Below are 20,077 nucleotides of genomic sequence, written 5' to 3'. Positions count from 1 at the left end.
GCCCCTGACTTCCGGACATGCCCCCCGCGCCCCGACCGAAGGGCCTCTCGACTTCATGGACAGCCGTCCAGCTATAGTGGACACCTGTTCAAGAGATGGGGAGAATCACCGATCATGGAAACCCTGGCGAACGTGCTGGTCGGACTGGTGGCCGCGCTGCACGCGTACATCCTGGTGATGGAGATGTTCCTGTGGCAGAAGGGCCCCGGGATGCGCTTCCACGGCTTCGACGCGGAACTGGCCCGGCGGACCGCGCCGCTCGCCGCCAACCAGGGCCTCTACAACGGTTTCCTGGCGGCCGGCCTGGTCTGGGGGCTGGTCGCGGCCGACCCGACCGGCTTCCGGGCCCAGGTGTTCTTCCTGTCGTGCGTGGTGGTCGCGGGGGTGTACGGCGCGGCCACCGCCAACCGGCGGATCCTGTTCGCACAGGCGCTGCCCGGCGCGCTCGCCCTGGCCGCCGTCCTGGCCGCCCGATGACCGGCCGCCCGGCCGCGGAGGACCCGCGGGCCGCCCGCACCCGGGCACGGCTGCGGGCGGCCCTGCTGGCGGAGTGCGCCGAACGGCCGCTCGCCGAGGCCGGGGTGGCCGCGGTGGTCCGCCGGGCCGGGGTGGGCCGGGCCACCTTCTACGTCCATTACGACGGCCTGGAGGCGCTGGCGGTCGACGCCTGCGCGGACGTCGTACGGGAGGCCGTCGACGCGCTGCACGCCTGGCGCGGCCGGCCGGACCCGGTGCACGCGCCCGATGCACTGCGGGAGTTCTTCGCCGGGCTGGTCCCGCACGCGGCGCTGTACCGGGAGCTGCTCGCACCGGGCGGCGGGGGGCCGCTGGGCCGGGTGCTGCACCGGGACCTGCGGGCGCGCAGCCTGGCCGAGCGGGAGCTGGCGGGCGCGGCGGACGCCCCGCTGGTGGCCTCGGCGGTCGCCGCCACCTTCGCCGGGGTGCTGGCCGACTGGCTGCACGGCCTGCTCGACGCCGGGCCGGACCAGGTGGCCGACCAGGTCTGGCAGTTGCTGGTCGCCCTGCACATGAGCCGCTGAGCCGTCCGGGGGCCGCCGGGCCGTCCGCAGGCAGGGCTGGCACGATTCCATCGAAGCTTGGCCATCGTGCCATTTTCCTGCCGGGCGCATCCCGGCAGGCTGGGTGACCATGAACGATGTGAACACGATGCGCGCGATCAGCCAGGACGTGCTCGGCGGCCCCGAGGTACTGAAGGTGATCGAGACGGCGCGGCCGAAGCCGCGCCCCAACGAGGTGCTGGTCCGGGTGCGGGCCGCCGGCCTCAACCCGACCGACTGGAAGCACCGGGAGACCGGCGGCTTCCTGGGCAGGCCGCCCTTCGTCCTCGGCTGGGACGTCTCCGGCACGGTCGAGGAGACCGGGATCGGCGTCGCCGCCTTCAAGCCCGGTGACGAGGTCTTCGGGATGGCGCCCTACCCGTTCGGGCACGGCACGCACGCCGAGTACGCGATCGTCCCCGCTCGGGCCCTGGTACCGAAGCCCGCCGTGATCGACCACGTGCAGGCGGGCGCGCTGCCGCTGGTGTCCCTGACCGCCTGGCAGGCGCTGGTGGAGAACGCCGACGTACAGCCGGGGCAGCGGGTGCTGGTCCACGCGGCGGCCGGCGGGGTCGGGCATGTGGCGGTGCAGATCGCCAAGGCGCGCGGTGCGTACGTGATCGGCACGGCGAGCGCCGGCAAGCACGGCTTCCTGCGCGAGATCGGCGTGGACGAGCCGGTGGACTACCGGTCCGTGGATGTCACCGAGACGGTGCGGGACGTCGACGTCGTGCTGGACACGGTCGGCGGGGACACGTCGGTCGGTTCGCTGCGGGTGCTGCGGCCGGGCGGGATCCTGGTGTCCATCCTGCCGGTGGGCTCGCCGGCGCTGTACGAGGAGGCCGAGCGGCTGGGTGTGCGGGCGGTGCGGATGCTCGTGGACGCCGACCGGGCCGGGATGCGGGCCGTCGCGGACCTGGTGGCGGCGGGGCGGCTGCGGGCGACCGTCGCGGGGACCTTCCCGCCGGCCGATGCCGCCAAGGCGCACGAGCAGGGCGGCACCGGCCGGACCACCGGGAAGCTGGTCCTGGTCATGGACTGACCTGACCGGCGCGGTCAGAAGGTGAGCACGGGCTTGATCGCCTTGCCCGTGCTCATGTCCCGCACGGCCCGGTCGATGTCGGCGAACGGGTAGGTGCTGATCAGCCGGTCCAGCGGCAGCCGCCCCTCGCGGACCAGCCGGACCAGGGCCGGGATGAAGGCCTGGGTCTCGCTGTCGCCCAGGGTGAGGCCGACGATCCGCTTGCCGGCCAGCAACCCGTTGACGTCGAGGGGGACTTCGGCGCCGAAGGGCGGAGCGCCGACGACGACCAGGGTGCCGCGGGCGGCGAGCGCGTCGACGCCCTGGCGGAGGACGCCGACGTTGCCGGTGGTCTCCACGATGCCGTCGGCACCGGCCCCGTTCGAGATCCGGCGCAGAGCCTCGGGCACGTCCTCCCGGGTCGCGTCGACGGTGTGGGTGGCGCCCACCTCCCGTGCCAGCTCCAGGCGTTCGGGCACCCGGTCGACGGCGACGACCGTGGTGGCGGGGGTGAGCGCGGCGGCCATGACGGCCGAGAGGCCGACCGCTCCGGTGCCGAGGACGACGACCGTGCTGCCGGAGGCCGGCTCCAGGACGTTCCACACGGCGCCGACCCCGGTCTGCACCCCGCAGCCCAGCGGGGCGATCGACTCCAGCGGCACGTCCGGGTCGACCTTGACCAGGCTGCGCTCGTCCACCAGCGCCCGTTCGGCGAAGGAGGACTGGCCGAAGAAGTGGCCGCCGAGCGGCTCGCCGTCCCGGCTGACCGTGGCGGTGCCGTCGGCGCGCCGGCCGCCGATCAGGTTGAGCGGCAGCCAGGTGGTGCAGTAGGCGGGGTGGCCGCCGCGGCAGTTGCGGCAGGTGCCGCAGGAGGTGAAGGACAGGACGACATGGTCGCCCGGGGCCACGCCGGTCACGGCGGAGCCGACGGCCTCGACGACGCCGGCGCCCTCGTGGCCCAGGACTCCGGGCAGCGGGAAGGGCAGTCCGCCGCTCGCCACGCTGAGGTCGGTGTGACACAGGCCGGCGGCGACCATGCGGACGAGCGCCTCGTAGGGCCCCGGCTCGTCGAGTTGGACGTCGCGGAGGGTGAAGGGGGCGCCGCCGGACTCGACCACGGCGGCTCGGGTGGTGAGGGACATCGTACGAACTCCTGGTCTGCGGGGCTCAGTCGAGCGAGACGACGACGGACTTGGTCTTGGTGTAGGCGGCGAGGGACTCGGGGCCGTACTCGCGGCCGAAGCCGGAGGCCTTGACCCCGCCGAAGGGGACGGCGGGGTCGAGCAGCGCCCAGTCGTTGACCCAGACGATCCCGGCCTGGAGGCGGGCGGCGACCCGGTGCGCGCGGGCCAGGCTGCCGGTCTGGATGCCCGAGGCGAGGCCGTACGGCGTGGAGTTGGCGAGAGCGACCGCCTCGTCCTCGGAGTCGAAGGGCTGCACGGTGAGGACCGGGCCGAAGATCTCGTCCTGGACCACCCGGGAGTCGTTGGGCAGGTCGGCGACGACGGTCGGCCGGTAGTAGAACCCGCCGTTCAGGTCGAGGCGTTCGCCGCCGCAGACGATGCGGCCGCCCTCCTTGCGGGCGAGCTCGACGTACTCCTCGACCTTGCGCAGGTGCTTCTCCCCCGCCATCGGGCCGACCACGGTGGCGGGGTCGCGCGGGTCGCCGACCGGGACGCCGGGGACGGCCTCGGCGAGGATGCCGAGCAGGGTGGCGAGAACCGGTCGGGCGACCAGGAGGCGGGGGCCGCCCATGCAGAACTGGCCGGTGTTGAAGACGAAGGCCTTGATGACGGCGGCGACGGCCTTCTCCAGGTCGGCGTCCTCGAAGACGAGGTGGCCCGCGTTGCCGCCGAGTTCCACGGTGACCGGCTTGAGCGCCTCCCCGGCCGTGCTCGCGACGTGCCGGCCGACGGCGGTGGAGCCGGTGAAGGCGACCTTGTCGACGCCCGGGTGGCGCAGCAGGGCCTCGCCCGCGACCGGTCCGGCGCCGGTGACGACGTTCAGCACGCCGTCGGGGAGCCCCGCCTCCTGGAACAGGCGGGCCATGTAGAGGGCGCTGAGCGGGGTCTCGTCGGCGGGCTTGTGGACGACCGTGTTGCCGGCGGCGAGGGCCGGGCCGATCTTCGAACCGGCCAGGATGAGCGGGAAGTTGAAGGGGGTGATGGCCGCGACCACGCCGATCGCCTCGCGCCGGGTGTAGGCGAGGGCGTTCATCGGTACGTCGCGGACGGCGCCGTCGAGCGAGTGGGCGAGGGCCGCGAAGTGCTCGTAGTCGTTGGCCGCGTTGGTGACGTCGACGGCACGGGCGAGCGTGATCGGCTTGCCGACGTCCAGGCTCTCCAGGGCGGCCAGTTCCTCGGCGTTCGCCCGGATCAGCTCGGCGACGCGGTGCAGCACGCGGCCCCGCTCCCGGCCGCTGAGCCCCGGCCACTCCCCCGCGTCGAAGGTCTCGCGGGCGGCACGTACGGCGGCGTCGGTATCGGCGGCGCCGGCCTCCGCGACGGTGGTGACCACCTGGCCGGTGGCGGGGTCGGTCACCTCCGTCCGGGCCCCGTCGGCGGCCTCCCGCCACTGTCCGCCGATGAACAGCTGCCCCGGTCCGGTCTCGAAGGTGGTCGTCATTGCCCACTCCCAGCGTCGATCGCCAAGCCTTCAACAAACAGGATTCCTGTTGGTTGCATCCCTGGACCGCAGTCTGATTACAGACAGGATTCCTGTCAATGGTCTAGGGTGATCGCATGGTCGGTACAAGGACACGCCCCTCGCTGCTGTACATGGTCAAGCAGGTGGAACTGGTGGTGCGCTCACACCTCGACGAGCTGGTGAAGCCCGCCGGGATCACCGCGCTGCAGTACACGGCCCTGACCGTGCTGGAGCGCCACGACGGTCTGTCGGCGGCCCAGCTGGCCCGGGACTCGTTCGTCACCGCCCAGTCGATGGCCGACCTCGTGCGGTCACTGGAGACGCGCGGGCTGATCCGACGGGAGCGCAATCCCCGCAACCGGCGCGAGCTGCTGATCCTGCTGACGGACGCCGCGCGCGAGCTGCTCGCCGAGGTGGCCGGGCCGGTGCGGGAGCTGGAGGAGCGGATGGTCCGCGAGCTCACCGGACACCAGGAGGAGCAGTTCCGTCAGGCGCTGAGCAAGGCGTGGCACGCACTCTCGTAGCCCGCGCCCTCGCAGGCCGCGCTCTCCCGGCCCGCTTTCTCCCTGCCGGGTGGTAGCGCTCCCACGTGCTCGTTCCCCGACTGTCGCGCACGCCACAGAAAATGGCGAGCCGAAGCAGCAGACATATGTCAATCGAACATGCTCAAATTCCCTCCATCGAGGGTAACTTGCAAGGCGGGGAACGGAATTGAACCGGCAGGGGTGGGAGGTGATGTCGCCGTGCGCCAGGAACCCCGGCAGGATCCCGCGCCGCTCTCCCGGCACCTGCGCATCCACCAGGACCGCGGCCACACGGTGCTGGAGCTGCGGGGCGAGATCGACATCGCGGCGGCGACGGAGATCGCGCCCCATCTGGACCGGGTGACCGCCCAGGAGAACGCCCGGGTGGTGATCGACCTGCTGCCCGTCGAGTTCTTCGACTGCTCGGGGCTGCGGCTGCTGTACCGGGCGCGCGGCCGGGTGCTGGAGCGCGGCGGGCAGCTGCAGCTGGTCTGCACCCACCCGCTGACCCTGCGGGTGCTGAAGGTGACCGGCCTGTCGCGGCTGCTGCCGCCCAGGCCGACGCTGGACGCGGCCCTGGGCCAGCCCGAGGCCACGTCCGGCACCTTATGACACCGTTGCCACCGTGCTCACCCCCGAGTCCGGTGCCACCGCGGTCACTTGAGGATCCTGGTCACCTGGCCGGCGCCGACGGTCCGACCGCCCTCGCGGATCGCGAACTTCAGGCCCTCCTCCATCGCGATCGGCTGGATCAGCTGGACGTGCACGGTGGTGTTGTCGCCCGGCATCACCATCTCGGTGCCCGGGGGCAGGGTGACGACGCCGGTCACGTCGGTGGTGCGGAAGTAGAACTGGGGGCGGTAGTTCTGGAAGAACGGGGTGTGCCGGCCGCCCTCGTCCTTGGAGAGGATGTAGGCGCGGGCCTCGAACTCCGTGTGCGGGGTGACCGATCCGGGCCTGATGACGACCTGGCCGCGCTCGACGTCGTCCCGCCTGACCCCGCGCAGCAGCAGCCCCACGTTCTCCCCGGCCCGGCCCTCGTCGAGCAGTTTCCTGAACATCTCGACGCCGGTGACCGTGGTCCGCGTCTTCTGCGGGTGGATGCCGATGATCTCGACCTCGCTGTTGACCCGCAGCACACCGCGCTCGATCCGGCCGGTGACGACGGTGCCCCGGCCGGTGATGGTGAAGACGTCCTCGATCGGCATCAGGAACGGCCGGTCCACGTCCCGCACCGGCTCGGGCACGAACTCGTCCACGGCGTCGAGGAGTTCGAGCAAAGCCGCGGTCCACTGCGGGTCGCCTTCCAGGGCCCTGAGCGCGGAGACCCTGACCACCGGGACGTCGTCGCCGGGGAACTCGTACTCGGTGAGCAGTTCGCGCACCTCCAGCTCCACCAGTTCCAGGATCTCCTCGTCGTCGACCATGTCGGTCTTGTTGAGCGCGACGACGATGTACGGCACCCCCACCTGCCGGGCCAGCAGCACGTGTTCCTTGGTCTGCGGCATCGGCCCGTCGGTGGCGGCGACCACCAGGATCGCCCCGTCCATCTGGGCGGCCCCGGTGATCATGTTCTTGATGTAGTCGGCGTGGCCGGGACAGTCGACGTGCGCGTAGTGCCGGCGTTCGGTCTGGTACTCGACGTGCGCGATGGAGATGGTGATGCCGCGCTGCCGCTCCTCGGGTGCCTTGTCGATCTGGTCGAACGGCGTGAACGGGTTGAGCTGGGGGAACTTGTCGTGCAGCACCTTGGTGATGGCCGCGGTGAGTGTCGTCTTGCCGTGGTCGATGTGCCCGATGGTGCCGATGTTCACATGTGGTTTCGTCCGCTCGAACCTGGCCTTCGCCACTGGGGCCTCCCGTTCGCCTCGGTGCCGCCGAGCGCGGTGCAGCGCTACAACTCCTCCTTCCTGTCTAGAGGTTGCGCGGCTCGTCGAACAGGGCGCTCACGGACTCACCGTTGTGAATACGGCGTACGGCCTCCGCCAGTGCCGGGGCGATGGACAGGATCCGCAGCTTGTCGGTGTGCTCCTCGGCGGGCACCGGTACGGTGTTGGTGCAGACGATCTCCAGTACGTCGGGCTGCTCGCTGAGCCGCTTGAGCGCCCCGGCTGCGAACAGCCCGTGGGTACAGGCGATCCGGATCGACCGCGGCGGTCCCAACTCCCTGATTTTTTCCAGGAGTTCGACGACCGTGCTGCCCTTGGCGATCTCGTCGTCGAGCACGATGACGTCCCGGTCGGCCACCTCGCCGATCACCGAGCTGATGGTGACCCGGTCGTCCGGGTACCGCTGCTTGGCACCGGCCGCCACCTGGGCGCCGATCAGCCGGGCGAAGGCCGCGGCCTCCTTGGCGTTGCCGAGGTCGGGCGAGACGACGGTGGTGCGCGACAGGTCGTACCGCCGGAAGTGCGCCGCCAGCTCGCGCAGCGCGTGCAGGTGGTCGACCGGCACCGAGAAGAAGCCGTGCACCTGAGGGGCGTGCAGGGTCATGGCGAGGACCCTGCCGGCGCCCGCGGCCACCAGCAGGTCGGCGACCAGGCGGCCGCCGAGCGAGATGCGCGGGGCGTCCTTCTTGTCGGAGCGGGCGTAGGAGTAGTGCGGCATGACGACGGTGATCCGGCCCGCGGAGGCGCCGCGGGCCGCGTCGCACATCAGCAGCAGCTCCACCAGGTGCTCCTGCACCGGCCGGACCAGGGGCTGGATCAGGAAGACGTCCCGCTCCCGGCAGTTGGCCTGGAGCTGCACCTCCAGGCAGTCGTTGGCGAACCGGCTGACCCGCGTCGGGCTGAGCGGCACCCCGAGGTGCGCGCAGACCTCCTCGGCCAGCTCGGGGTGGGCGCTGCCGCTGAAGACGGCGATGTCTCGCACGATCCGCTCCTCGCATGATCAATACGGGCTACGGGCTCATGCTACGGACCGTGCGGCTCTCACCACGGCACGGGTGTGCCGTCCCAGGAGAAGAATCCGCCGGTGGGGCCGTCGTCGGGCAGCAGCGCCAGCCGTACGGCCCCCCGCGCACCCTCGGCCGGGTCGCCGCCCCGGCCGGCCAGCCCCGGCACCAGTCCCGTCGACCGCGCTCCCGGGGCCAGCGCGTTCACCTTGAACCCGGCCTCGGCCAGCTCCTGGGCGTAAAGGACGGTCAGCGCGTTGAGCGCGGCTTTGGAGGAGCGGTAGGCGGCGGACCTGGGGACGCCCTCGGCGAACTGCGGATTGGGCCCGGTACTCCAGGCGAGGGACGCGGTACCGCTGGAGACGTTCACGACGCGCGGGTGGGCGGAGCGGCGCAGGGCGGGCAGGAAGGCGTTGGTGACCGCGACGACGCCGAAGACGTTGGTCTCGTATGTCTGCCGGAAGCCCTCGACGCCGGTCTCGGAGGGGGTGCCGGTCACCGGCTGGACGCCGGCGTTGTTGACCAGGACGTCGAGGCGGCCGACGCCGGCGGCGGCCCGCTCGACGCTGCCGGGGTCCGTGACGTCCAGGACCAGGAGCCGCGCGTTCGCGCCGATCTCCGCCACGGCCCGCGCACCGCGCTCGGCGACCCGGGAGCCGACGTGGACCTGGAAGCCCTCCTCCGCCAGCAGTCGGGCGACGTGGAATCCGATGCCCGTGTTGGCACCGGTGACGAGTGCTGTGCGATCGTTCATGACAGCCACGGTCCCCCGGCCGCGTCCGCCCTGCCAGGGACCGTCTGTACCAGGCGGACCGAGGAGGCGACGACGGCATGGCGAGGCAGGAACTGGCCCGCTTCCTGCGCGAGCGCCGGGCGGGGCTCCGCCCGCAGACGGTGGGGCTGCCGCCCGGCACCGACCGCCGCACCCCCGGACTGCGCCGCGAGGAGGTCGCCGAGCTGGCCCACATGTCGGTCGACTACTACATCCGTCTTGAGCAGGCCCGCGGCCCCCGCCCCTCCCCGCGCGTCCTGGACGCCCTGGCCGGGGCGCTGCGGCTGGCCCCCGCCGAGCGCAGCCACCTCTTCCGGCTGGCCGGCTCCGGCGCGCCGCCGCCCGGCACCGCGGCGGTACGGCGGGTCCGACCGCACGTGGCCCACCTGCTGGAGCGGCTTCCGGACACCGCCGCGATCGTCACCGACGCTGCCTACGGCGTGGTGGCCTGGAACCCCCTCGCCCAGCTGCTGCTCGGCGGGGATCTCGGACACGGCACGACCAACCTGGCGCGGCGCCGCTTCCTCGGCCAGGGGCGGACGTACCAGAGCTCCAGTGCCGAGGAGTTCGGGCACATCGTGGTGGCCCGGCTGCGGCGGGCCGCCGAACGCTATCCGCACGACGCGCAGCTCGCTGTCCTGCTGGACGACCTGCGCACCGGAAGCGAGGACTTCCGGCGGATCTGGGCGACCCATCCGGTGCACGCCCCCGGCCACCGCACCAAGGTCCTCGACCATCCCGAGCTGGGGCGGCTGCGCCTGAACTGCGACGTCCTGCTGGTGCCGGAGGACGACCAGGAGGTCGTCCTGGTCACCGCGGACCCGGGTTCCGCGTCGGCGCACCGGATCGCGGAGCTGGCCGCGGGGGCCTGACCGGCCTTCCGCGCGCGCTGCTCACGGGTGGCCGTCGAACACGTTTCGGCACCGCGTGTATCAGTCCTGACCCAGCTGTCTCAATCAGCCGACAACGCGGTCTGACAAGGCTGTTGGCGGGCATTCGTCTCGTTGGAAAGGAGGACCGTCACATGGCGAGTTCCACCAAGGAGAGCAAGGCGAGCTCCACTCAGGAGGCTCCCGTCACGGCCCGGCCCCGGCGCATGCCCGGCTGGGCGAAACTGGTCACCGCGCTGGTGCTGGTGCTCGTGGTGCTGTTCGCCGGGATCAAACTGGCGGTGCTGCCCGGGATCAAGGACCTGTTCGGCACGGAGACCCGCGACAACACCGGCCCGGCGCTGCTCAAGTCCATCCAGGACATGAGCCGTTACGACGCGGCCTCCGGCAACTTCCAGGTCGTCGTCGACCTGGAGAAGGACGCCAAGTACCTGCCCAGCGCGATCCGCGGCACCCGCACCCTGTACGTCGGCGCGGGCACCGTCGACTCCTACGTCGACCTCGGCAAGATCGCCCAGAAGGACGTGACGGTCAATGACGACCGGACCGAGGCCACCATCCGGCTGCCGCACGCGCAGCTGGGCAAGGCCACCCTGGACGCCGACCACTCGTACGCCGTCTCCAAGGAGCGCGGTCTGCTGGACCGGCTCGGCGACCTGTTCTCGGACAACCCGAACAGCGAACAGGCGGTACAGAAGCTCGCGGTGAAGCACATCTCGGACGCGGCCAAGAGCAGCGGGCTGACCACCCGCGCCGAGACCAACACCACCGACATGCTGGAGGGCCTGCTGCACTCCCTCGGCTTCACGGAGGTGCACGTGTCCTACGGGACGGTCTGACCGGCGCCGCACGGTCAGACCGATCGGCGCCGGGCGACGTGCGGTGCGATCAGCCGGGTGATGTGCCGGCTGATCAGCCGCCCGGCAGCACCCCGGCCGAGGCGACGAGCGCCGTAGGCCTGGTCATGCGCCGCCTCGGGCCTTGGCGCAACGAGATGTCCGCTTCGCCTCTTCTGTTGTCCGGGCGCCGCTCCGGGTGGCCGGAGCGGCGGCACGCGGGAGCGCTGCCGCAGTGCCCGGGGAGCGCGGGCGGAATCCGGCGGTGTGCCCCAGGGGCCGCCGGGAGGAGGGCATCTTGGGGCGCTTCGCGGGTAACAGCGTTACCACGCCGCCAAGTTCACGAGTGGAGGACCCGATGGCCAGCGCCGCCTCACGCCTGCGTACCACCAAGGGCGACCCGATCGAGGAGAGGGAGAAGGGCAGGGGTCCCGGCAGGAGCGCCGGGCTGTTCACCAGGGCCGCGGGCCTGGTGAAGGTCCGCCGCACCGCGGCGGGGGCCGCCGCGGGGAAGGGCGGCGCCACGAAGGCCGCGAGCACCGGCGGGAAGCAGGGGGCCACCGGGAAGAAGGGCGCCGCCGGGAAGGCTCGCGGCTTCGGCAGGAAGCCCGCCCCGGGAAAGGCGACGCCCGGCAAGACCTCCGCCAAGACCTCCGCCAAGGCGGGCGCCGACGAGCGCCGTCCGCTCCCCCTCCCGCTGCGGCTGCTGGCCATGACGTGCGCCTTCGTCGTGATGGTGGCGTTCGCGGTCGTCCTGGCCAAGCTGACCCTCGATCCGTCCCCCGCGTCGGTGTCGATCGCGCACACCAATCTGCACCCCGGCGCCACGCTCAGGATCTATCTGGACCAGCCGGCGTTCCGTGACGCGGTGAAGCAGATCGGCGGCAACGTCCTGCTCGGCGTCCCGTTCGGGATCCTGGTGCCGGTCCTCGCGCCCGGCGCCCGGGGCGTGCTGCGGGTGCTGCTGCTGACCGCGATCGTAATGCTGCTGGTGGAGATGGCGCAGGGTGCGCTGGTCACCGGCCGGGCGTTCGACGTGGACGACGTCATCCTCAACACCACGGGGGCGCTGGTCGGTTGGCTGCTGCTGGGCCGCCGGCTCGGTCGCGCGGTGCACGCCCGCAGGCGCAAGGCCTGACGGCCGGACGGGCGTCCGGTTCCAGCCATCGGATCGTCCTGTACTGGTCCGTACCAAAGTATTGACGCACCACTTATCTCACTCCTTAAATCAACAGGCGTAACCCTTACCCCCCCACTCCGGCCGGACGCCTCCCCGCGCCCGGCCGCCGGACGGAAGGGAGCGCCATGGCCTCCCCACGACTGCTCCGCAGATGTCTCTTCGCCGCCCTGTCCGCCGCCGCCCTGGTCGGGTCCCTCGCGGTAGGCCCCGCGCACCGGGCCGAGGCCGCCGACGCGAGCGCGGCCGCCGTGACCTTCTCCGACACCTTCGACGGGGCCGCCGGTTCACCGGTCGACTCCTCGAAGTGGTCGCTGGAGACCGGCGACAACGTCAACAACCACGAGCGCGAGTACTACACCTCGGGCACCAACAACGCGGCTCTCGACGGCCAGGGGCACCTGGTCATCACGGCCAAGAAGGAGAACCCCGCCAACTACCAGTGCTGGTACGGCACCTGCCAGTACACCTCGGCCCGGATGAACACCTCCGGGAAGTTCAGCGCCCAGTACGGGCACGTCGAGGCCCGGATGAAGATCCCGCGCGGGCAGGGCATGTGGCCGGCCTTCTGGATGCTCGGGACCGACATCGGGTCGGTCGGCTGGCCGAACTCCGGCGAGATCGACGTCATGGAGAACGTCGGCTACGAGCCGTCGACCGTGCACGGCACCATCCATGGCCCCGGCTACTCCGGCTCCAACGGGATAGGCGCGGCCTACTCGCTGTCGAACGGGCAGGCGTTCGCGGACGCCTTCCACACGTTCGCCGTCGACTGGGCGCCCAACTCGATCAAGTGGTCGGTCGACGGCGTCGTCTACGAGACCCGGACCCCCGCCGACGTGGGCGGCAACACCTGGGCGTTCAACAAGCCGTTCTTCCTGATCCTGAACCTGGCCGTGGGCGGCTACTGGCCGGGCGACCCGGACAGCTCCACCGCCTTCCCGGCGCAGCTGGTCGTGGACTCGGTGTCGGTGACGACCAGCGACAGCGCGACCGGGGTCGCGATCAAGGGCCTGGCCGGCAAGTGCGTGGACGTGGCCGGGGCGAACACCGCCAACGGCACGCCCGTCGACCTCTACGACTGCAACGGCACCGCCGCCCAGCAGTGGACCGTCGGCAGCGACGGCACCATCCGCGCGCTGGGCAAGTGCCTGGACGTGACCGGCGCCGGCACGGCGGACGGCACGCAGGTCCAGCTCTACGACTGCAACGGCACCGCCGCGCAGCAGTGGGCGGTCTCCTCGGCGCACGACATCGTGAACCCACAGGCGAACAAGTGCCTGGACGTCACCGGCAACAACTCGGCCAACGGCACCCGGCTGCAGATCTGGACCTGCTCGGGCGGCGCCAACCAGAAGTGGACGGTCGGCTGAAATCAGGGCACGCCGGCTAGCGGCGTGCCGGGCGGGGCGTCCAGGTGAACTTGTCCCCGCCCACCCAGCGGACCACGTCCGGGTCGTCCAGGTCGTGGACCGGGATCCCGAAGGACGCGGCCACCTCCAGTACGTCCGTGACGGTGCGGGCCTGGCAGACCACCTCTCCGTCGATCTCCACGATGCGGAAGGGCGGGGTGCCGGGCCTGCCGGTCATGACCCCGAGCACCAGGATCCGCGGCTGGGAGATGTACGGGCTCGCTATCTCGGTCATGCAATCGAGGGTAGATCTCCCGGGGCGGAAGTGACCGGGCCGAGTCACCCGGACGGCGGAGGCGGCCATGGACCCCGTCTATGCGCTGGAACGCGCCACCTGGCCCGAAAACGGCCCAGGTGGCCGAGGAGACACCGACCGGAGATTTGCCCCGATATTTGCGCAGGCTTGAGGAAGTCCCGGGCGAATCCGCGGCTCGCACCGCCGGCGGGCGTCGGCGAGCCGCCCACCGGCCGCCGAGTGACACGCGTCACGCGCGACCCCGGAACACCCAGGGGTGGTTGCCCGTTAAACCAACCGTGGGTGCGGATGGGACAGTGTCCCCGGGCCTCACCTTTAGCCCACAGGGACGATCGTTCGGCTGAAGCCCTGTGGAGCCCTTCGCCGAGAGGCGACCGCCATCCGCGCCCACCACCTGACCGCCCCGGCCGCGAATCCCCCGTCGCGACCGGGGCTTTCCCCTGTCCGGAACCGCTCCGGACACTCCGGGAGGACGCGCTTGACTTCGAGCGCACTCCAATTCGTAGCGTTCGGGACATGAGCACAACGACTCCTCAGCACAAGATCGGTTCCGGCTTCGGCGCGGACAGCACGGCCGACGAGGTCCTGGCCGGGCTCGACCTCGGCGGCCGGCTCGCCATCGTCACCGGCGGCTACTCCGGGATCGGACTGGAGACCACCCGGGCCCTCACCGAGGCCGGCGCCCACGTCGTCGTCCCCGCACGGCGCACCGAGACCGCCCGCGAGGCGCTGGCCGGGCTCGACGGGGTGGAGGTGGACGAACTCGACCTCGGCGACCTGGAGAGCGTCCGCGGCTTCGCGGAGCGGTTCCTGGCCTCCGGGCGGACCGTCGACTTCATGATCGACAGCGCCGGGATCATGGCCTGCCCGGAGACCCGGGTCGGGCCCGGCTGGGAGGCCCAGTTCGCCACCAACCATCTCGGGCACTTCGCCCTCGTCAACCGGCTCTGGCCGGCCGTCGAGCCCGGCGGCGCCCGGGTCGTGTCGGTCTCCTCGCGAGCCCACCACTTCTCCGGGATGCGCTGGGACGACGTCCAGTGGCGGCACGGCTACGACAAGTGGGAGGCGTACGGCCAGGCCAAGACCGCGAACGTGCTGTTCGCCGTGCACCTCGACCGGCTGGGCCGGGACTCGGGCGTACGCGCCTTCGCCCTGCACCCCGGCGGCATCATGACCCCGCTGCAGCGGCACATCCCGCTCGCGGAGAAGATCGAGCGCGGCTGGACGGACGAGCAGGGCAACCTGCTGGAGGTCGCGGGCATGAAGACACCCGAGCAGGGTGCGGCCACCCAGATCTGGGCGGCCACCTCCCCGCAGCTGGCGGAGCTGGGCGGGGTGTACCTGGAGGACTGCGACATCGCCGAGCCCGCGGTGGAGGGCGAGCCGACCGGTGTGAAGGCCTGGGCCATCGACCCGGAGCAGGCCGCCCGGCTGTGGGACCTCTCGGCCGAGCTGACGGGCGTGAACGCGTTCGCCTGAGCACCTGGCGGGTCGGGCGGCTTCGGCGCGCCCCCGTTGCCGCTACGGGACCGCCGTGCGCTGCGGGCCGGCCGTCGGATCCTCAGGCCGACGGCTCGTCGGGGACCGGTTCCTCGGGGTGCACCGAACCCGAGCGCGGGGTCCCGCCGGGGCCCGCCCCGGCCTCGTCGGGGTCGGGGAGGTCGCCGTCGCCGCGGCTCTCGGGCCGTCCGCTCTGCGCCGCCTCCCAGGGGTCCCGACCGGGCCCGGCCTGCTGGTCCGGCAGGTCCCGGGGCACCGGCTTGCCGTCCTGCTTCTCGCCCACGGCGTACTCCCCTCGCGTCGTCCCACGCATCGTACGAAGCTTCGTTCCGAGGCCTCGCCCCGAGGCCTCGTTCCGGGCGTCGGGCGGGTACCGCGGCGGAACCGGGTGAAACGCGGGGGCGGCAAGGCGCGTGGGGTCAGCGCGGGCTGCGTTCCTCCAGGGCCGCGCGCCAGGCGGGGAGCCGGTCCTCGGTCGCCGGTTCCGCGCGGCGGCCGCCGCGGCTGAAGAAGTCGGCGAGGGGCAGGATCGCGGCGCCCACGGTGACCGCGTCGGGGCCCAGCCGGCCCAGGTCGATGGTGACCTGCTCGGCGGGGTGACGCAGCGCGTACGTGGTCGCGTACCGGCGTACGGCGGGCAGGAAGCGGGCGCCGAGCTGGAGCCCGGCCCAGCCGCCGATCAGGATGCGCTCGGGCTGGAAGAGGTTGATCAGGTCGGAGAGGCCCGCGCCCAGGTACTCGGCGGTCTCCTCGAGGACGGCGAGCGCGACCGGGTCGGGCTCGGTGCCCTCGGCCGGGTAGGCCGCGGCGAGCATCGCGGTGAGCGCGCTCTCCTCGTCGATGCCCTCGTCGGGCCGGCCGCCCTCCTCGCGCCAGCGGGCCAGCAACGACTCGGCGCCGGCATAGGCCTCCAGGCAGCCGAGCGCTCCGCAGCGGCAGCGGCGGCCCCGCACCCGTACGGTCAGGTGCCCCCATTCGACCGCCCGGCCGTTCTCCACGTCGGCGGTGACCAGACAGGCGCCGACGCCCGAGCCGAAGAGGACCACGACCGCGTTGTCCGCGCCGCGCCCGGCGCCGAACCACATCTCGGCCTGGCCCAGGGTCTTCGCGCCGTTGTCGATGAAGTAGCGCACGGAGTCCGGGAGCCGGCAGCCGGAGCGGAGCAGCTCCTCCAGCGGGACGGCGTCCCAGCCGATGGTCTGGCCGTGCACGAGGGCACCCCGGTCCTCGGTGTGCTCGATGATGCCGGGTACGCCGACGCCGACGCCGAGGAGCAGTTCGGGCGAGGCGCCCTCGGTGGCGAGGACCTCGTCGATGCCGTCCCGGATGTGGCCGACGATCACCTCGACGTCGTAGCCCTGCTGCTCCAAGGGGCGCTCGACGCGGGCCAGTTCGGTGAGGTTGAGGTCGAACAGCTCGACGCGGACGCGGGTCTCGCCGACGTCCACGCCGATCATGTGACCGCTGTGCGGGGCGACGCGCAGCAGGGTGCGGGGGCGGCCGCCGTCGGAGTCGACGCTGCCGGCCTCCTCGACCAGGCCGTCGGCGACCAGGTCGGCGACCACGTTGCTCACCGAGCCGGAGCTCAGGCCCGTTGCCGGGCCCAGCTCGAAGCGGCTGAGGGGGCCGTCGAAGTAGAGCCGCTGCAGTACGGCCGTGCGGTTGGCCCTTCTGAGGTCGCGTACCGTGCGCCCGTTCCGCCCCGCCATGTGGCTCCGCTCCCTTCACGAACCCTGCCCGACCTGCAACATACTCCTTCGGGGGGCCGGAAGCGATATTTTCCCAACCCTTAGTTCACGCTGTGAGCTAAGGAGGGGTCAATGCCGGGTCGCGCGATCGTGGTGGAGATTGTACGCGGGCGACGGGTTCGTCGCGGCTGCTCGCGCCCACGCGGCGGGGCTGCACATCGGTACAGCCCCATGCCCCTTGCGGGGCGCTGCGGCCCGGGGTGTCGATCAGGACGCCGCGTATACATCCTCCACAAAACGGCCCTCCGCCACCAGGGAGTTCAGCCATTCGTCGGGATTTCCCCCGGGCCTGCGGTCACGGAACGAGGAGGCCACGGGTGGCGGACCCGGGCCGGGAGGGCAGTCGTCGGGTGCGGGTCGTGGGCGGCCGTCGGCCGGGCGCCCGGCAGGGGCGGGTGGACGCGGTCGGCGGGGGTGCACGGGGTGAGGGTGAAGCCCTCGGGCTTGAGGGTGAGGGTCTCCTTGACGGTCAGCGCGTAGTCGGCGCGCTCGCGCGGCCGGTAGCGGTGCACCAGCACGGCCAGCAGCACGGTCGCCTCGTGCAGCGCGAACCGCCGCCCGACGCAGACGCGTTCACCGGTGCCGAAGGGCTTGAAGGCGTGCCCCGGCCGGGCCGCCGCACAGGAGGGGCGAATCGACCCGTGCGGAGACTCGGTGCGAAGGCCAGGGGGCCACGCCATGACCGTCGCGGCGGAAGCGACCCGACGCCGGGTAAAAATCGTCCGAGCTGCCGCCCGGCTCGTCGACGAGAAGGCATACCACAACACCGGCCATCGCGACGTCCCCGAACCACTGCGCACACCGGCCGTTCGCAGCCGGGATCGCCACCGGTGGCTGGTCGAGGCCACCATCAAGGACGGCATCCCGCAAGGCATCTTCCGCGATGTCCGCGTCCGCCCCGCGACCCTGGCCCTGTTCGGCATCACCAACTGGTCCTGCCAGTGGGACAAGCCGCCGCGAACTCGCCGACGAGCTACTCGACTCCTTCCTCAAGGGCCTCGGGCAGCGGTGACTTCGACAGGTGTCCTGCGGGTTGCGGGTACCGGGCGGCTCCCCTTTCGACACCGCCGGCCGGGGCATCGCACCACGGTCACGGCGCCTTGCTATCCTGCCTGACCGCTTGTCGGGCACGTAGAACCTGAGCGGTCTGGTTGCACCAGTCGGCGTGCTCCTGTTCGAAGCGGAGCCCCCGCAGACAGGTCAGATACGGACCGATCCTGTCGCTGGTCGCCAGGAAGGTCTCCTGGTCCAGGTCCCCGCGCAGGCTGCGCAGGTACCGCGAGAAGATGTCGATCTTCGCGGCGGCGACCGCCGCTCGCTCCTGCAACTGTTCGATCACCGCGCCCGCGGAGACACTGTCCACGACCTGCACCTTGACCAAGAGGTCGTCGCGGACGAAGGACGGCTTGACAGCGGCGGCGGCGAAGCGTTCGAGCTCCGCGTGGCCGGCGGCGGTGAGCGTGAAGAGACGTTTGGTCGGGCGGGACTCCCTGACCACGTTGCGGCCCTCGACCAGGCCGTCCCTCTCCATCTTGGTCAGCTCCAGATAGAGCTGCTGTGGCACCGCATGCCAGAAGTTGGCCATACCGACGTCGAACTTCTTGGCCAGGCTGTAGCCGCTCGACTCCCCGTCCAACAACGAGGCAAGCACCGCGTGCCGCAAAGCCATGGTCGCCCTCCGCCCTCTCTGTCAGCACAGTTCACATCCACCCGTTACAGGGTTCCAGGGGTTGACGCGTCCAGGATACTCAACAATATTAGTAGTCATTCTATTGAGTGTTGCGGGAGCGCTGCGCCCTGCGGCTTCCCACTCGCACCCAGGCTTCTCCCTCCCCAGGAGTCGGCATGAAAGCCTCCTCGAAATCCCCGTACGACGGCGTCCTCGCGCCCGCGACCGAGGAGGTCACGGCGTTCGATCTGCCCGTCACCGGGCGCATACCCGCCGAGCTCAACGGCCGCTATCTGCGCAACGGACCCAACCAGATGAACCTCGACGATCCGCTGCTGCATGTCTTCGTCGGCGACGGCATGGTGCACGGCGTGCGGCTGCGGGACGGCAAGGCGGAGTGGTACCGCAACCGATGGGTTCGCTCCCAGCACATAGCCAAGGCGCTCGGCGAAGAGCCCCGGCCCGGCGAGTACCGAAGGAACGACCTCGGCGCCAACACCAGCGTCATGAGCCTCGGCGACCGCACGTTCGCGCTGATGGAGGGCGGCACCAGGCCGTACGAGCTCACCTACGACCTCGACACCGTCGGCACCTGTGACTTCGACGGGACCCTGCGCGAGGGCTTCACCGCGCACCCCAAGGTCGACCCGAAGACAGGTGAGATTCACGCCGTCACGTACGACATCGGCGGCGACACCGTGTCCTACCTGCTCATCTCGCCGTCGGGCCTGGTCACCCGGACGGTGCAGATCCCCACACCGCACGGGCCGATGATGCACGACTTCTCCCTCACCGAGAAGTACGCGGTGCTCTACGACCTGCCCATCGCCTTCAGCCTCGAGGCCGCCAAGGCCGGCAAGCGACTTCCGCTGGTGTGGCACGAAGGACGTGGCGCCCGTATCGGCCTGCTGCCCCGCAACGGCACGGAGGTGCGTTGGTTCGACATCGCCCCTTCCTGGGTCTTCCACACCCTCAACGCCTACGACGAGGGCGACAACGTCGTCCTTGACGTCGTCAGCTATCCGAAGATGTTCGTCAACGCCGAGTTCAGCGGCAACAGCCTGCCCACGCTGGACCGTTGGGTGGTGAACTCGGCCACGGGCAGCGTGACAGAGACCCGCATCGACGACCGCCCCCAGGAATTCCCGGTGGTCAGCCCGGCCGTCGTCGGCGGCGCCCACCGCTACGGCTACACGGCCGTCACCGCTCCCCTGATCCGATTCGCCGGCCCGACCGCCGAGTTGGAGGACCTGTCCGACGACTCGTTCGGGGACGCGATCCTCAAGCACGACCTCACCCGCCAGGTCACCGAGGCACATCACTTCCGCAAGGGATGCTATGCGAGTGAGGCGTTCTTCGTGCCCTCCGAGGGCGGCCGGGACGAGGACGACGGCTATCTCATGGCGTACGTCTTCGATCCGGACCGGGGGGCCAGCGACCTGGTGATCCTTTCTGGTCAGGACTTCACCGGCGCTCCGGTCGCCACGGTGCATCTCCCCGCCCGTGTGCCGTTCGGCTTCCACGGTCGGTGGATCCCCGACGCAGCGTAGTGCCCCACTCCCGACCGCGCGTGGATGTCCGGCTCAACCGGCATCCACGCGCGGTCGTCACCGCAGCGTGGGCCGGCATCGCCCAAGCGTCACCGCATGGTTTGAGCGGGCGCACGGCGAGACAT

Annotated in this window: 21 protein-coding genes and 1 pseudogene; 12 read left to right on the top strand and 10 right to left on the bottom strand. The window is 71.5% G+C overall.

What is annotated here, in order from left to right:
- The first annotated feature begins 114 nt into the window (after positions 1–114).
- The 3 genes from ACIQVL_RS28265 to ACIQVL_RS28255 all read left to right on the top strand — a co-directional run bounded on the left by ACIQVL_RS28265 (position 115) and on the right by ACIQVL_RS28255 (position 2,100).
- The gene (locus tag ACIQVL_RS28265; RefSeq protein WP_403426189.1) at positions 115–477 is read left to right on the top strand and encodes a DUF1304 domain-containing protein; all 363 of its coding nucleotides are present in this window, start codon (positions 115–117) and stop codon (positions 475–477) included.
- The gene (locus tag ACIQVL_RS28260; RefSeq protein ID WP_403476703.1) at positions 474–1,040 is read left to right on the top strand and encodes a TetR/AcrR family transcriptional regulator; all 567 of its coding nucleotides are present in this window, start codon (positions 474–476) and stop codon (positions 1,038–1,040) included. The genes ACIQVL_RS28265 and ACIQVL_RS28260 overlap by 4 nt, the downstream gene beginning before the upstream one ends.
- Positions 1,041–1,149: 109 nt before the next feature.
- The gene (locus tag ACIQVL_RS28255) at positions 1,150–2,100 is read left to right on the top strand and encodes an NADP-dependent oxidoreductase (RefSeq protein ID WP_403426193.1); all 951 of its coding nucleotides are present in this window, start codon (positions 1,150–1,152) and stop codon (positions 2,098–2,100) included.
- Positions 2,101–2,114: 14 nt separating this feature from the next.
- On the opposite strand, the gene ACIQVL_RS28250 is transcribed toward ACIQVL_RS28255, so the two are convergent.
- Together ACIQVL_RS28250 and ACIQVL_RS28245 are read right to left on the bottom strand one after the other, a co-directional pair.
- Entirely contained in the window at positions 2,115–3,221 is a 1,107-nt protein-coding gene (locus ACIQVL_RS28250) for an NAD(P)-dependent alcohol dehydrogenase (RefSeq protein ID WP_403476702.1), read from the bottom strand.
- Positions 3,222–3,246: 25 nt separating this feature from the next.
- The gene (locus ACIQVL_RS28245; protein ID WP_403476701.1) at positions 3,247–4,704 is read right to left on the bottom strand and encodes an aldehyde dehydrogenase family protein; all 1,458 of its coding nucleotides are present in this window, start codon (positions 4,702–4,704) and stop codon (positions 3,247–3,249) included.
- A 116-nt stretch (positions 4,705–4,820) separates the two neighbouring features.
- On the opposite strand from ACIQVL_RS28245, the gene ACIQVL_RS28240 reads away from it, so the two are divergent.
- Together ACIQVL_RS28240 and ACIQVL_RS28235 are read left to right on the top strand one after the other, a co-directional pair.
- A complete protein-coding gene (locus ACIQVL_RS28240; protein ID WP_403426198.1) occupies positions 4,821–5,249 on the top strand; it encodes a MarR family winged helix-turn-helix transcriptional regulator in 429 nt (142 codons plus the stop codon).
- Between the two features lie 219 nt (positions 5,250–5,468).
- Positions 5,469–5,861 carry an anti-sigma factor antagonist gene (locus ACIQVL_RS28235; RefSeq protein WP_403426200.1) on the top strand — a complete coding sequence of 131 codons (393 nt, stop codon included), beginning with the start codon at positions 5,469–5,471 and terminating at the stop codon, positions 5,859–5,861.
- Positions 5,862–5,905: 44 nt separating this feature from the next.
- Here the strand turns inward: ACIQVL_RS28235 and tuf are convergent, their stop codons facing one another.
- From tuf to ACIQVL_RS28220, 3 genes are all read right to left on the bottom strand, one after another.
- A complete protein-coding gene (tuf, locus tag ACIQVL_RS28230; protein WP_403426202.1) occupies positions 5,906–7,099 on the bottom strand; it encodes an elongation factor Tu in 1,194 nt (397 codons plus the stop codon).
- A gap of 64 nt (positions 7,100–7,163) precedes the next feature.
- A complete protein-coding gene (locus ACIQVL_RS28225; RefSeq protein WP_403426204.1) occupies positions 7,164–8,120 on the bottom strand; it encodes a ribose-phosphate diphosphokinase in 957 nt (318 codons plus the stop codon).
- A 59-nt stretch (positions 8,121–8,179) separates the two neighbouring features.
- Complete coding sequence (locus ACIQVL_RS28220; RefSeq protein ID WP_403426206.1) at positions 8,180–8,896, bottom strand: SDR family oxidoreductase; 717 nt, start codon at positions 8,894–8,896, stop codon at positions 8,180–8,182.
- 77 nt (positions 8,897–8,973) lie between these two features.
- On the opposite strand from ACIQVL_RS28220, the gene ACIQVL_RS28215 reads away from it, so the two are divergent.
- The 4 genes from ACIQVL_RS28215 (at position 8,974) to ACIQVL_RS28200 (ending at position 13,190) form a co-directional block, all read left to right on the top strand.
- Complete coding sequence (locus ACIQVL_RS28215; protein WP_403426208.1) at positions 8,974–9,786, top strand: helix-turn-helix transcriptional regulator; 813 nt, start codon at positions 8,974–8,976, stop codon at positions 9,784–9,786.
- 224 nt (positions 9,787–10,010) lie between these two features.
- Entirely contained in the window at positions 10,011–10,643 is a 633-nt protein-coding gene (locus tag ACIQVL_RS28210; RefSeq protein WP_403426276.1) for a DUF4230 domain-containing protein, read from the top strand.
- Between the two features lie 469 nt (positions 10,644–11,112).
- Positions 11,113–11,778, top strand: coding sequence for a VanZ family protein (locus tag ACIQVL_RS28205; RefSeq protein WP_403476829.1), 666 nt, complete (start codon positions 11,113–11,115; stop codon positions 11,776–11,778).
- A gap of 167 nt (positions 11,779–11,945) precedes the next feature.
- Positions 11,946–13,190, top strand: a complete 1,245-nt coding sequence (locus tag ACIQVL_RS28200) for a ricin-type beta-trefoil lectin domain protein (RefSeq protein WP_403426209.1) — start codon at positions 11,946–11,948, stop codon at positions 13,188–13,190.
- 16 nt (positions 13,191–13,206) lie between these two features.
- Here the strand turns inward: ACIQVL_RS28200 and ACIQVL_RS28195 are convergent, their stop codons facing one another.
- Positions 13,207–13,464, bottom strand: a complete 258-nt coding sequence (locus ACIQVL_RS28195; RefSeq protein ID WP_403426211.1) for a hypothetical protein — start codon at positions 13,462–13,464, stop codon at positions 13,207–13,209.
- Between the two features lie 537 nt (positions 13,465–14,001).
- Here ACIQVL_RS28195 and ACIQVL_RS28190 point away from each other — a divergent pair.
- Positions 14,002–14,964 carry an SDR family NAD(P)-dependent oxidoreductase gene (locus tag ACIQVL_RS28190; protein ID WP_403426213.1) on the top strand — a complete coding sequence of 321 codons (963 nt, stop codon included), beginning with the start codon at positions 14,002–14,004 and terminating at the stop codon, positions 14,962–14,964.
- Between the two features lie 82 nt (positions 14,965–15,046).
- On the opposite strand, the gene ACIQVL_RS28185 is transcribed toward ACIQVL_RS28190, so the two are convergent.
- The 3 genes and pseudogenes from ACIQVL_RS28185 to ACIQVL_RS28175 form a co-directional block, all read right to left on the bottom strand.
- The gene (locus ACIQVL_RS28185; RefSeq protein ID WP_403476700.1) at positions 15,047–15,298 is read right to left on the bottom strand and encodes a hypothetical protein; all 252 of its coding nucleotides are present in this window, start codon (positions 15,296–15,298) and stop codon (positions 15,047–15,049) included.
- Between the two features lie 106 nt (positions 15,299–15,404).
- Positions 15,405–16,694 (bottom strand): ROK family protein, encoded by a 1,290-nt coding sequence (locus tag ACIQVL_RS28180; protein ID WP_403476699.1) that lies wholly within the window; start codon positions 16,692–16,694, stop codon positions 15,405–15,407.
- A 359-nt stretch (positions 16,695–17,053) separates the two neighbouring features.
- Positions 17,054–17,362, bottom strand: a pseudogene (locus ACIQVL_RS28175) (cytochrome P450); the annotation flags it as partial.
- Between the two features lie 49 nt (positions 17,363–17,411).
- On the opposite strand from ACIQVL_RS28175, the gene ACIQVL_RS28170 reads away from it, so the two are divergent.
- Positions 17,412–17,849 carry a hypothetical protein gene (locus ACIQVL_RS28170; RefSeq protein ID WP_403476698.1) on the top strand — a complete coding sequence of 146 codons (438 nt, stop codon included), beginning with the start codon at positions 17,412–17,414 and terminating at the stop codon, positions 17,847–17,849.
- Here the strand turns inward: ACIQVL_RS28170 and ACIQVL_RS28165 are convergent.
- Entirely contained in the window at positions 17,824–18,402 is a 579-nt protein-coding gene (locus tag ACIQVL_RS28165) for a PadR family transcriptional regulator (protein ID WP_403426224.1), read from the bottom strand. The two genes, ACIQVL_RS28170 and ACIQVL_RS28165, sit on opposite strands and share 26 nt — an antisense overlap.
- 176 nt (positions 18,403–18,578) lie before the next feature.
- On the opposite strand from ACIQVL_RS28165, the gene ACIQVL_RS28160 reads away from it, so the two are divergent.
- The gene (locus ACIQVL_RS28160) at positions 18,579–19,952 is read left to right on the top strand and encodes a carotenoid oxygenase family protein (protein WP_403426226.1); all 1,374 of its coding nucleotides are present in this window, start codon (positions 18,579–18,581) and stop codon (positions 19,950–19,952) included.
- Positions 19,953–20,077: the final 125 nt, after the last annotated feature.

The organism is Streptomyces sp. NPDC090499, assembly GCF_044769305.1.
In the GTDB taxonomy this organism is placed as follows: domain Bacteria; phylum Actinomycetota; class Actinomycetes; order Streptomycetales; family Streptomycetaceae; genus Streptomyces.
This window is presented reverse-complemented; position numbering and strand designations above follow the sequence as displayed.